At 66.7% G+C, this 12,580-nt stretch carries 11 protein-coding genes and 1 tRNA gene; 7 read left to right on the forward strand and 5 right to left on the reverse strand.

All coding sequences use genetic code 11. From position 1 onward, the window contains the following. Nucleotides 1-11: 11 nt before the first annotated feature. Entirely contained in the window at nucleotides 12-2,177 is a 2,166-nt protein-coding gene (locus FR943_RS17370) for a SulP family inorganic anion transporter (protein WP_308170587.1), read from the reverse strand. A 323-nt stretch (nucleotides 2,178-2,500) separates the two neighbouring features. On the opposite strand from FR943_RS17370, the gene FR943_RS17375 reads away from it, so the two are divergent. After that, on the forward strand, nucleotides 2,501-3,232 hold the full coding sequence (locus FR943_RS17375; RefSeq protein WP_217159421.1) for a response regulator transcription factor: 732 nt from the start codon (nucleotides 2,501-2,503) through the stop codon (nucleotides 3,230-3,232). 259 nt (nucleotides 3,233-3,491) lie between these two features. After that, entirely contained in the window at nucleotides 3,492-3,791 is a 300-nt protein-coding gene (locus FR943_RS17380) for a hypothetical protein (protein ID WP_246585077.1), read from the forward strand. Nucleotides 3,792-3,815: 24 nt separating this feature from the next. Here FR943_RS17380 and FR943_RS17385 read toward each other — a convergent pair. The 4 genes from FR943_RS17385 to FR943_RS17400 all read right to left on the reverse strand — a co-directional run bounded on the left by FR943_RS17385 (nucleotide 3,816) and on the right by FR943_RS17400 (nucleotide 5,467). Beyond that, a tRNA-Val gene (locus tag FR943_RS17385) sits at nucleotides 3,816-3,890 on the reverse strand. A gap of 52 nt (nucleotides 3,891-3,942) precedes the next feature. Beyond that, nucleotides 3,943-4,404: a peroxiredoxin gene (locus FR943_RS17390; RefSeq protein WP_217159423.1), complete on the reverse strand. Its 462-nt coding sequence runs from the start codon at nucleotides 4,402-4,404 to the stop codon at nucleotides 3,943-3,945. Continuing rightward, nucleotides 4,404-4,841 (reverse strand): DUF3052 domain-containing protein, encoded by a 438-nt coding sequence (locus tag FR943_RS17395; RefSeq protein WP_217159425.1) that lies wholly within the window; start codon nucleotides 4,839-4,841, stop codon nucleotides 4,404-4,406. Before FR943_RS17395 ends, FR943_RS17390 begins: the two co-directional genes overlap by 1 nt. Before the next feature lie 128 nt (nucleotides 4,842-4,969). Beyond that, entirely contained in the window at nucleotides 4,970-5,467 is a 498-nt protein-coding gene (locus tag FR943_RS17400) for an Rv2240c family protein (RefSeq protein WP_217159710.1), read from the reverse strand. A 219-nt stretch (nucleotides 5,468-5,686) separates the two neighbouring features. Here FR943_RS17400 and aceE point away from each other — a divergent pair, with 219 nt between their 5' ends. The 5 genes from aceE (at nucleotide 5,687) to kasA (ending at nucleotide 12,580) form a co-directional block, all read left to right on the forward strand. Further along, on the forward strand, nucleotides 5,687-8,476 hold the full coding sequence (aceE, locus tag FR943_RS17405) for a pyruvate dehydrogenase (acetyl-transferring), homodimeric type (RefSeq protein WP_217159427.1): 2,790 nt from the start codon (nucleotides 5,687-5,689) through the stop codon (nucleotides 8,474-8,476). 83 nt (nucleotides 8,477-8,559) lie between these two features. Beyond that, nucleotides 8,560-9,870, forward strand: coding sequence for a PucR family transcriptional regulator (locus tag FR943_RS17410; RefSeq protein WP_217159428.1), 1,311 nt, complete (start codon nucleotides 8,560-8,562; stop codon nucleotides 9,868-9,870). 140 nt (nucleotides 9,871-10,010) lie between these two features. Next, nucleotides 10,011-10,931, forward strand: a complete 921-nt coding sequence (locus FR943_RS17415) for an ACP S-malonyltransferase (RefSeq protein ID WP_217159711.1) — start codon at nucleotides 10,011-10,013, stop codon at nucleotides 10,929-10,931. Between the two features lie 105 nt (nucleotides 10,932-11,036). After that, nucleotides 11,037-11,333 carry a meromycolate extension acyl carrier protein AcpM gene (gene acpM, locus FR943_RS17420; protein WP_003884427.1) on the forward strand — a complete coding sequence of 99 codons (297 nt, stop codon included), beginning with the start codon at nucleotides 11,037-11,039 and terminating at the stop codon, nucleotides 11,331-11,333. After that, nucleotides 11,330-12,580, forward strand: coding sequence for a 3-oxoacyl-ACP synthase KasA (gene kasA / locus FR943_RS17425; protein ID WP_217159430.1), 1,251 nt, complete (start codon nucleotides 11,330-11,332; stop codon nucleotides 12,578-12,580). The genes acpM and kasA overlap by 4 nt, the downstream gene beginning before the upstream one ends.

Here is a 12,580-nt window from a genome sequence, read left to right on the forward strand (position 1 = left end):
CGTCGGCGGTGCTACTTGGAAACCACCTCGAACGCCCCGACGTCGGCCGCCGTCACCCGTAGTACCCCGGCGCTCGGGATGTCGTAGAACAGCCCGAAGACGTCGAGCCGGCCCTGCTGGTGGCGCTCACGCACCAACGGATGGTCGATCAGCGTCTGCACCTGCAACGCCACGTTCACCATGCTCAGCTGATCGACGGTGGCGAACCCTTCTGCGCCTGCGGCTTTCGCGATCGGGTGGCGGCCGCCGTCGAAGGCCGACAGCGCCGGCCGCCCCAGCTGCAGCCAGGCGTCGAGCACGTCGTCACCGGTGGAACACCCTGGCCCGCCGTGCAGTACGGCGTTCATGGCACCGCAGCTGGAGTGCCCGCAGACAACGATCGAGGACACGTCGAGAATGCTCACCGCGAACGCGATGGCGGCCTCCACCGACGCGTCCTGGCGCCCGGTGGGGATGAAGTTGCCGACGTTGCGGACGGTGAACAGGTCGCCCGGTCCGCTGCTGGTGATCACGTTGGGCACGATCTGCGAGTCGGCGCACGTGATGAACAGCGTCTCGGGGCGCTGCGTGTGCACCAGTTCCTTCATATGCGGCCGGATATAGGGCGCGGTGCGGCGGTGGTAGACCGCCAGCCCGTGCAACACCGATGGCCGCAGTTGCGGATGCCACGAACTCCAGGGCACCACGCCGGTGCGCTTGTCGATGGGGGTGAAACCGCGCATCGGCGGACCCGCGATGGCGCTTCCCATCTCGACCGCGCCGACGTCGTGGATGTCGACGCTGCCGCCCGACGCGACGTGCTGGCGCTGCCAGGAGTCGATCGTCTCGTACGCCGCATGGTCGATGAAGTCGACCGACAGCTCGACGGTGACGTGAGTACCCTCCGGCACCGAAGACAGCACGCTGTTGAGCCTGGGCAGCGAGAGGAAGGTCACCGACCCGTCGACGACGACGCGCCATTGGCCTTCGCCGGTCGGCTCCGCGGTGATCTTGACCCGCACCACCCGCCACACGGTAAGGGCGATGGCCAGCACCAGTCCGATCAGCACGCCCTCGAGCAGGTTGAGGAACACCACGCACACGATCGTGACCAGATAGACCGCGAGATCGCCTGTGCGCCAAGCCATCTTGATATGTGCCCACTTGACCAGCTGGATGCCGATCACGATGAGCAAACCGGCCAGTGCCGATGTCGGAATCATCTTGGCCAGACCGGCGAACGGTACCGCGAACGCCAGCACCCACACGCCGTGCATGATCGCTGAGGCACGGGTCCGGGCTCCGGCGGCCACATTGGTGGAGCTGCGCACGATCACACCGGTGACGGGCAGTCCGCCGATGGCACCCGACGCGATGTTGGCCGTCCCCTGACCGATCAGCTCACGGTCGAAATTGGTGCGGGGCGCGCGACTTTGCATCCGATCCACCGACACGGCCGACAGCAGGCTTTCCACGCTGGCGATCAGTGCCACGGTCAGTACGCCGGTGGCAAAGGCCCCCCAGTTCCCCTCGGGCAGGTTCGGGGTTTGCAGGGCGTCGATGAGAGAGCCGTCGATGCTGATCCGGGAGACATCGAACGGGCCGACGACCGACAGCACCGTCACGCCCAGGATCGCCACCAGCGGGCCCGGTACCACTTTGACCCGTGCGGGCATCCAGCGCCACGTGACGAGGATGCCGATGACGAGCAGACCGAGGATCAGACCCGGCCCGTGGGCGTCGAGCACCTGGCCGGGCAGGCCGGTCACGTTCTGCCACGCCGTGCTCTTGGAGTCACCGCCCAGCAGCACGTGCGTCTGCTGCAGGGCGATCGTGACGCCGATACCGGCGAGCATCGCATGCACGACGACGGGCGAGATCGCCAGCGCGGCCCGGGCAATTCGACTGAGCCCCAGCAGGATCTGGAGGACTCCCGCACAGATGGTGATCGCGCAGGTGACGGCCCAGCCGAATTCGGCGACCAGCCCGGCGACGATCACAGTCAGCCCGGCAGCCGGACCACTCACCTGCAGGGGTGAGCCGCCCATGAAGCCGACCACGATGCCGCCGACTATCGCGGCGATGATGCCGGCGAGGACCGGCGCGTCGGAGGCGACGGCGATACCCAGGGACAACGGCAGCGCGACGAGGAAGACGACGAGCGACGCCGGCAGGTCGTAGCGCAACAGCGCGTGCACACGGGAGGGCTCCGACGGGCCGACTGGTGCGTCGGCATGCGGCGGGGCAGTCGGTTGCGGTCGTTGCTGAATGACGCGCTCCTGCGGTGTGCACGCTTTGTGCGGACAAATTCATGCATTGGGAATCGATCACCGAATACCCAATGCCTCCAGACTATTGAGCGTCAGAAAGTGGCGTCAACCAAAGTCCACCGACGCATAGCGAACCCAAATCTTTGCGGCTTCGAAAGCCGTGACGTCGTCATGCGCGCTCGTGACGTGCGGAGATTTGTAATCGATATGATTCCCGTGACAGCGGCAGCCGGGCACCGGAAAATGGAATTATGACCACGGCGCACCTTCAGCCGCGAATTCAGCGCACCGACGGCTCACCCATCCGGGTGCTGCTGGTGGACGACGAGCCGGCGCTGACCAACCTGGTGAAGATGGCCGTGCACTACGAGGGCTGGGACATCGAGGTCGCTCACACCGGGCGCGAGGCGGTCGCGAGTTTCGATGAGACCGCCCCGGACGTCGTCGTGCTCGATGTCATGCTGCCCGATGTCGACGGTCTGGAAATCCTGCAGCGGGTCCGGGAATCCGACGGCTATACGCCCACCTTGTTCCTCACCGGGCGCGATTCGGTCCTGGACCGCACGCCGGGGCTGACGGTGGGTGCCGACGACTACATGGCCAAGCCATTCAGCCTCGAGGAGCTGGTCGCGCGGCTGCGCAGCCTGCTGCGACGTTCCGGTGACGTGGCCGCGCCGGAATTCGAGACGCTGCAGGTGGGTGGGCTGGTGCTCGACGGCGTCAGCCGGGAGGTGGTGCGCGACGGCGTGCCGGTGATGTTGACCGCCACCGAATTCGAGCTGTTGCGCTATCTGATGCGCAACCCGCGCCGGGTGCTCAGCCGCGCCGAGATCCTGGACCGGGTGTGGAACTACGCGTACGGCGGCCGGGCCAGCGTCGTCGACCTCTACATCTCCTACCTACGGAAGAAGATCGACACGGGCCGCGCCCCTATGATCCACACCGTCCGCGGGGTCGGGTACGTCCTGCGTCCGGGAGAATGACGCGGCTCGCCGATCCGCATTGTCAGAGCCTCATCAAGGCCTCATCAAGCGCGCACATGTCCGAAGTAATTGTTTTCTCTGCGGCTCCTATGAATTGAACTTCAAATTTCTGGGAATTTGCAATGCATGACAATCTGTGAATTCGCATATTTTCATATCAGATTGTCGATATCGGCGCCGCGCAAGCATAGACTGACAGAAATCTCCGATATACCGAAAGGTGGTGTCACCACCGATGAAGGGGTCACCGTATAAGGGAATGAAATGCGCTGTGGCGATCGCCGGCGGGGCGGCCGCCGTCGGGCTGATGCTCGCCGCTCCAGCCTTCGCTGCACCGTCGGGCCCGTCCGCACAGGAAACCATCGACAGGCTGCAGGCCGACGGCAACAACGTCATCCTCAGCAAGGTCGGCAACGGGTCGCTGGACAAGTGCAACGTCACCAATGTGCGCCAGGGTCACGACGTCAAAAACAATTGGGTGATCCGTGGCCCGCAGGGCCAGGTGGGCAACCAGACCCGGTACACCACGGTCTATGTCGACCTGCACTGTCACGGATGATGTCGAGGTCACCTGCAATGACTTTGGTGGGCGCGGACGGTATCGAACCGCCGACCGCTGGTGTGTAAAACCAGAGCTCTACCACTGAGCTACGCGCCCCGTCGCAGGCACGGTACACGCCGAGGCGGCGTGACCGGAAATCCAGGCCCGCTCAGGCTTTCAGTGCCGCCAATGCCGCCTGCCACACCGCCTGATCCCGTGGCATACCCGGGTCGGTCATCTCGGCGAACCGGATCTGCCCGGCCCGGTCGACCACGAAGGTCCCCCGGTTGGGGTATCCGAGGTCGAAGTTGAACACCCCGTAGGCCTGGGTGACGGCGCCGTGCGGCCAGAAGTCCGACAGCACCGGGAACGTGAATCCGCTTTCGATGGACCAGATCCGGTGCGTCGGCGGCGGGCCGACGGAGATCGCCAGGACGGCGGTGTCGTCGTTCTCGTAGCGCGGCAGCTGATCGCGGATCTCGCCCAGCTCGCCCTCACACACGCCGGTGAACGCCAGCGGGAAGAACACCAGCAGCACGTCCTTGGCGCCGCGATACCCGCTGAGGGTGACCGGCCTGCCGTTCTGGTTCCGCAGGGTGAAATCGGGTGCCGGGCTACCTACGGCGAGCACTATCCACGCTTGCCCGCAGCTTTGGATTTCGGCTGCACCAACCGGCTCGCCGTCCAGTCCCCCAATTTCGCCGACGAGGTCTGCATCAGCCCGGCCGTCGGCGCCGATTCGGCGATCTCGGCGGGCAGCACGTGCCCGGGCTTGCCCGTCTTGGGGGTCACCACCCAGATCACGCCGTCCTCGGCGAGTGGGGTGATGGCGTCCATCAGCCGGTCGACGAGATCTCCGTCGTCGTTCCGCCACCAGAGCAGAACCACGTCGACAACCTCGTCCGAATCCTCGTCGATCAGCTCGGAGCCGCAGGCTTCCTCGATGTCGGCCCGGATGTCGTCGTCGCTGTCCTCGTCCCAGCCCAATTCCTGGACTATTTGATCTTTCTGGATGCCCAGTATGTGGGCGTAGTTCGGGCTAGAGTCCGTCCCCGCCGCCGCGACCACCGTCGGTCCTCCTTAACCTTCCTCAGAGCCTGTCTCAAGACTGCGTATTTCCCTATCGTCGCACGCCGGTGCACCTGCGCGGGCGCCCGGCGGGTCGGTGTTCGTCGAGTCGCCGCTCAGTGGCCCGGTCAGTACGCGGCATCGCACCGATTCAGCGCATTCTCTCGGGCGGTGTTCGAACGCTGCGAGGCCGCGTTGAAGGCGTCCGGGCCGGCATGGCTGGAGATGGCTGCCACCAGCGCCCGGGCCGAGTCGATCCATTCGGTCAGCGCGGACCGCAGGTCCGGTGACAGCGCGTCGGACAGACCGGCGCTGACCAGGTCGGCACTGCGGTTGAGGCCGTCGATCGCCGGGCCGGCCTTGGCGGCGGTGTCCCCACCCTTGTTCACCGCGTCGACGTAACCGTTGACCGCGTCCACCGCGTCGACGGCCGAGGTGCTGAGGTCCTCGCACACCGTGTGCACGGCCCGGGTGGTCAGCGAAGCCTGGCGTTCGGATTCCCGGGTCACCGAGCTGGCCGAGGACTCCGCGATCGAGGCCGACACCGAGGCCCGATACACGGGAGCCGCAGTGGGATCCACCTCGGCGGTACCCCCGGTAACAGACGAACACCCGACCACGACCATGGCGATCACCGCGGCGCCCCCCACAACACGTGCGGCGATCCGCGCCTTTGCCCCAAACTGCCCATCAACCGGCACGATCTGCAGACGTTACCGGTTCACAAAGCGACTGATGGGTAACTTGCGCACGCCACCCCCCAGCGCGCCGGGGACGGCAGGATAGGTGGACGATAGGAGTGCCACAAGCACTATCAGTTGTTACCGCCTAACAAGGAGCGGAAGTTGACTACCGAGTTCGTGCGCCAGGATCTGGCTCAAAACTCCTCCCCCGCAGCAGAACCCGACCGGGTCAGGGTGATTCGCGAGGGGGTCGCCTCGTATCTGCCCGACATCGACACCGACGAGACCAGTGAGTGGCTCGAATCGTTCGATGAACTGCTCGAACGGTCCGGCCCGGCCCGGGCCCGCTATCTGATGCTGCGCCTGTTGGAGCGCTCCCGCGAGAAGCGGGTAGCGATCCCGGCGCTGACCTCAACCGATTACGTCAATACCATCCCGACCGAACTCGAACCCTGGTTCCCGGGTGACGAGGACACCGAGCGCCGCTACCGGGCCTGGATCCGCTGGAACGCGGCCATCATGGTGCACCGTGCGCAGCGGCCGGGAGTCGGTGTGGGTGGGCATATTTCGACCTACGCCTCGTCGGCGTCGCTCTACGAGGTCGGGTTCAACCACTTCTTCCGCGGCAAGTCCCATCCGGGCGGCGGCGACCAGGTCTTCATCCAGGGCCACGCCTCCCCCGGCATCTACGCCCGCGCCTTCCTCGAAGGCCGGCTGACGACCGACCAACTGGATGGTTTCCGCCAGGAGCACAGCCACCCCGGCGGCGGCCTGCCGTCCTACCCGCACCCGCGCCTGATGCCCGACTTCTGGGAGTTCCCCACGGTGTCGATGGGCCTGGGCCCGATGAACGCGATCTACCAGGCCCGGTTCAACCACTACCTGCACGACCGCGGCATCAAAGACACCTCCGATCAGCACGTGTGGGCGTTCCTCGGCGACGGCGAGATGGACGAGCCCGAGAGCCGCGGCCTGATCCAGGTGGCCGCCAACGAGGCCTTGGACAACCTGACCTTCGTCGTCAACTGCAACCTGCAGCGCCTGGACGGCCCGGTGCGCGGCAACGGCAAGATCATCCAGGAGCTGGAGTCGTTCTTCCGCGGCGCGGGCTGGAACGTGATCAAGGTGGTGTGGGGCCGCGAGTGGGACGCCCTGCTGCACGCCGACCGCGACGGCGCCCTGGTCAACTTGATGAACACCACGCCCGACGGTGATTACCAGACCTACAAGGCCAACGACGGCGCCTACGTGCGCGACCACTTCTTCGGCCGCGACCCGCGCACCAAGGCGCTGGTCGAGCCGATGACCGATCAGGAGATCTGGAACCTCAAGCGCGGCGGTCACGACTACCGCAAGGTGTACGCCGCCTACCGCGCCGCGATGGAGCACAAGGGCCAGCCGACCATCATCCTGGCCAAGACCATCAAGGGCTACACGCTGGGCAGCCACTTCGAGGGCCGCAACGCCACCCACCAGATGAAAAAGCTTGCGCTGCAAGACCTCAAGGATTTCCGCGACGTCACCCGGGTGCCCATCTCCGACGCCCAGCTGGAAGAGGACCCCTACCTGCCGCCGTACTACCACCCGGGCCCGGAGACGCCCGAGATCCGGTACCTGTTGGACCGGCGCCGCGCGCTGGGCGGTTTCGTCCCGTCGCGACGCACCAAGAGCACCCCGTTGCCGCTGCCCGGCTCCGACACCTACCAGGCCCTGAAGAAGGGGTCCGGCCAGCAGTCCGTGGCGACCACCATGGCCACGGTACGCACGTTCAAGGAACTGTTGCGGGACAAGAACATCGGTCCGCGTCTGGTGCCGATCATCCCGGACGAGGCGCGCACCTTCGGGATGGACTCGTGGTTCCCGAGCCTGAAGATCTACAACCGCAACGGGCAGCTGTACACATCGGTGGACTCCGAATTGATGTTGGCCTACAAGGAATCCGAAGTCGGGCAGATCCTGCACGAGGGCATCAACGAGGCCGGGTCGACCGCGTCGTTCACCTCGGTCGGCACGTCCTACTCGACGCACAACGAGCCGATGATCCCGATCTACATCTTCTATTCGATGTTCGGGTTCCAGCGCACCGGCGACGGCCTGTGGGCCGCCGCCGACCAGATGGCGCGGGGCTTCGTGCTGGGCGCCACCGCCGGGCGCACCACGCTGACCGGTGAGGGGCTGCAGCACGCCGACGGTCATTCCCTGCTGCTGGCCTCGACCAATCCGGCTGCGGTGACCTATGACCCGGCATTCGCCTACGAGATCGCCCACATCATCGAGAGCGGTCTGCAGCGGATGTACGGCGAGCACCCGGAGAACGTGTTCTTCTACATGACGATCTACAACGAGCCCTACGTGCAGCCGGCCGAGCCGGCCGATCTGAACGTCGAGGCGCTGTTGCGCGGCATGTACCGGTATCGCCGGGCGCCCGAGGCGCGGACGAACACCGCCCAGATCCTGGCGTCGGGGGTGTCGATGCCCGAGGCGCTGCGGGCGGCGGACATGCTGGCAACCCAGTGGGATGTGGCCGCCGATGTCTGGTCGGTGACCAGCTGGGGCGAGCTCAACCGCGAAGGTGTCGAGATCGAGAAGCACCGGCTGCGTCACCCCGATCAGGCGCCCCGCACCCCGCACGTGACCGCCGCCCTGGCCGACGCGGCCGGGCCGGTGGTGGCGGTGTCGGACTGGATGCGTGCGGTCCCCGAACAGATCCGGCAGTGGGTCCCGGGCACCTACATCACGCTCGGCACCGACGGTTTCGGTTTCTCCGACACCCGACCCGCCGCTCGGCGCTTCTTCAACACCGATGCCGAGTCGGTCGTGGTGGCGGTGCTGGAGGGGCTGGCGCGGGACGGCGAGATCGATCCGTCGGTGGCCATCGCGGCGGCCCAGCAGTACAAGATCGACGACGTGTACGCCGCCGCGGTGTCCTACGTCGACACCGGCAGCGCCTAGGTTCTCCGGCGAGCGGCCGCTTGGGCACCCAGGCGGCCGCTCGGTTGGAGGAATCCACCAGAAAGTAGGCGTAGCTTTTAGGGATGCCCGACAACAACCGGTTCGTGCCGCCCAAGTCGACCGTCGAGGTCCTCGAAAGCGTGCCGGACTCCGTGTTGCGCCGGTTGAAGCAGTATTCCGGCCGGCTGGCCACCGAGGCGGTGCACGCCATGGCCGAGCGCCTGGATTTCTTCTCCGACCTCGACGCGTCACAGCGGGCCAGCGTCCAGTTGGTGGTGCAGACCGCCGTGGTCAACTTCGTCGAGTGGATGCGGGACCCGGCCAGCGACGTCAGCTATACCGCGCAGGCCTTCGAGGTGGTGCCGCAGGACCTACGGCGGCGCATCGCGCTGCGGCAGTCGGTCGAGATGGTGCGTACCTCGATGGAGTTCTTCGAGGAGGTGGTGCCGCTGCTGGCCCGCTCCGAGGAGCAGCTCAACGCCCTGACCGCGGGCATCTTGCGCTACAGCCGGGACCTGGCGTTCGCGGCGGCCAGCGCCTATGCCGACCAGGCCGAGGCCCGCGGGGCGTGGGATCTGCGGATGGAGGCCAATGTCGTGGACGCGGTGGTCCGCGGCGACACCGGGCCCGAATTGCAGTCCCAGGCCGCGGCATTGAACTGGGTTGCCACCGCGCCGGCCACGGTGATCGTGGGCCTGCCCCGCCCCGATCGGCTGGACCTGGCCCGCGAGGACATCCACGACGTGGTGAAGCGCCACGACCGGGCGGCGTTGTCGGATGTGCACGGTACGTGGCTGGTCGCGATCGTGTCGGGTCCGCTCTCGGCGACCGACCGGTTCCTGGTGGACCTGTTGTCGGTCTTCGCCGAGGGGCCGGTGGTGATCGGGCCGACGTCGCCGACCCTGACCGCTGCGCACCGCAGCGCCACCGAGGCGATCTCGGGGATGAACGCGGTGGCCGGGTGGCCCGGGGCGCCGCGGCCGGTATCGGCGCGCGAGCTGCTGCCCGAACGGGCGCTGCTGGGTGATGCGACGGCGGTCGCGGCCCTGGAGAGCGAGGTCATGCGACCGCTGGCCGACGCGGGCCCGGCCCTGACCGAGACCCTCGACGCGTTCCTGGATTCCGGTGGCGCCATCGAAGCGTGCGCCCGCAAATTGTTCGTTCATCCAAACACGGTTCGCTACCGGCTAAAACGGATCGCCGACTTCACCGGTCGCGATCCGGCGCTGCCGCGGGACGCCTATGTATTGCGGGTGGCGTCGACGGTGGGCAGGCTCGGGAAGCAGCCATACCAGGCGAAGACGCCAAATGGGGTAACCCAGGCCAGCCCGGCGATTCGCCCGGCACATATCGGCCGACCGACGGCCTTGAGGCCGGGCTCGGAGCCGCTGTGACAGGTTTCGCTGAGATATAGGGAACGTCGCATCACATGCGCTTTTGTGGGGAACCTACAAAAACATAAGACAAGGTTCATAATCTCTTACACCCCACAAAACCATCTTCACAGTGTTCTCTTAATGACGTGCCTCAACCCGTGCTCGCATTGCTCGCCCCTGGACAGGGGTCGCAGACGCCCGGCATGCTCGCCCCCTGGCTGGAGCTGCCCGGCGCCGCCGATCGCCTTGCCACGTGGTCGCAGATCAGCGGCCTGGACCTGGCCCGGCTCGGAACCACTGCCACCGCCGAGGAGATCACCGACACCGCGGTGACCCAGCCCCTGGTGGTGGCCGCCACGCTGCTGGCCTATGAGGAACTGGCCAAGCGTGGCCTGCCCGAGACGGCCGAGACGCTGGTCGCCGGCCACTCCGTGGGCGAGATCGCTGCCTACGCCATCGCCGGTGTCATCTCCGCCGACGATGCGGTCAAGCTGGCCGCCACCCGCGGTGCCGAGATGGCCAAGGCCTGCGCGGTCGAGCCGACCGGCATGTCGGCGGTGCTGGGCGGCGACGAGGCCGAGGTTTTGGCCCGGTTGGAGTCTCTGGACCTGGTCCCGGCCAACCGCAACGCCGCCGGCCAGATCGTGGCCGCCGGCGCGATCGCGGCGCTGGAGAAGCTCGCCGAGGATCCGCCGGCCAAGGCCCGGGTCCGTCAGCTGGCCACCGCGGGCGCGTTCCACACTCACTACATGGCTTCCGCGCTGGACGGGTACGCCGCAGCCGCCGCGGCTGTAACGACCTGCGAGCCCACCGCGACACTTCTGTCGAACGCGGACGGCCGGCCGGTCGCGTCGGCCGCCGATGCGATGGACAAGCTCGTCTCCCAGCTGACCAAGCCGGTGCGCTGGGATCTGTGCACCGCCACCATGCGGGACCGTTTCTCCGCCGCCGAGCGCGCCGGGATCGTCGAGTTCCCACCGGCGGGCACCCTGGTCGGTATCGCCAAACGCGAATTGAGGGGCACGCCGGCCAGGGCTATTAAAGCCCCCGCAGACCTGGACGGCTTGGGCGAGCTGTAGGCCCGACGCCAACCGAGAACGACAACCGAATACCGCACAACATCCGGTCGTCCCGAATCGTCTTCCGCACCCGGAGGACGGCATCAACAACAAGAAGGAGCCATTGTGGCCGCCAGTCAGGAAGAAATCATCGCCGGTCTCGCCGAGATCATCGAAGAGGTCACCGGCATCGAGCCGTCCGAGGTGACCCCGGAGAAGTCGTTCGTCGACGACCTGGACATCGACTCGCTGTCGATGGTCGAGATCGCGGTGCAGACCGAGGACAAGTACGGCGTCAAGATCCCCGACGAGGATCTGGCCGGCCTGCGCACCGTCGGTGACGTCGTCTCCTACATCCAGAAGCTCGAGGAAGAGAACCCCGAGGCCGCCGCTGCCCTGCGCGAGAAGTTTGGCTCGGAATGAGCAAACCTTCCACTGCTAACGGAGGCTTCCCGAACGTCGTGGTGACCGCCGTGGAGGCCACCACGGCGCTCGCTGCTGACATCGAGAGCACGTGGAAGGGCCTGCTGGCCGGAGAAAGCGGCATCCATGAGTTGACCGACGACTTCGTCACCAAGTGGGACCTTCCGGTGCGGATCGGTGGTCACCTGGTCGACGACATCGACAGTCACCTCACCCGCATCGAGCTGCGCCGTAACTCCTACGTGCAGCGCATGTCGTTGGTGCTGGCTCGCCGGCTGTGGAAGAACGCGGGTGCGCCCGAGGTCGATCCGGATCGTTTCGCGGTCGTGATCGGCACCGGTCTCGGCGGCGGCGAGAAGATCGTCGAGACCTACGACGCGATGAACGAAGGCGGGATCCGTAAGGTCAGCCCGCTCGCCGTTCAGATGATCATGCCCAACGGCGCGGCCGCGGTCGCCGGTCTTGAACTCGGCGCCCGCGCCGGGGTCATCACCCCGGTGTCGGCGTGTTCGTCGGGATCTGAGGCCATTGCCCACGGCTGGCGGCAGATCGTCATGGGTGACGCGGACTTCGCCGTTGTCGGCGGCGTGGAAGGCGGTATCGAGGCCCTGCCGATCGCGGCGTTCTCGATGATGCGCGCCATGTCGACCCGCAACGACGATCCCGCGGCGGCGTCTCGGCCGTTCGACAAGGATCGTGACGGCTTCGTGTTCGGCGAGGCCGGCGCGATGATGATCATCGAGACCGAGGAGCACGCCCTGGCCCGTGGCGCCAAGCCGCTGGCTCGGCTGTTGGGTGCCGGTATCACCTCGGACGCGTTCCACATGGTGGCCCCGGCGGACAACGGTGTCCGCGCCGGTGCCGCGATGAAGCGGGCGCTGGAGACGGCCGGGTTGGACGCCAAGGACATCGACCATGTCAATGCCCACGGCACGGCCACCCCGATCGGTGACACCGCCGAGGCCAACGCCATCCGGGTTGCCGGATGTCAGAGCGCCGCGGTCTACGCACCGAAGTCGGCGCTCGGCCACTCGATCGGTGCGGTCGGTGCGCTGGAGTCGGTGCTGACGGTGCTCGCGCTGCGCGACGGCGTCATCCCCCCGACACTCAACTACGAGACACCGGATCCAGAGATCGATCTCGATGTGGTTGCAGGCGAGCCTCGTTATGGCGACTACAAGTACGCCATCAACAACTCGTTCGGATTCGGTGGCCACAATGTGGCTCTGGCCTTTGGGCGGTACTGA

The organism is [Mycobacterium] fortunisiensis, from assembly GCF_019050325.1.
Taxonomy (GTDB): domain Bacteria; phylum Actinomycetota; class Actinomycetes; order Mycobacteriales; family Mycobacteriaceae; genus Mycobacterium; species Mycobacterium fortunisiensis.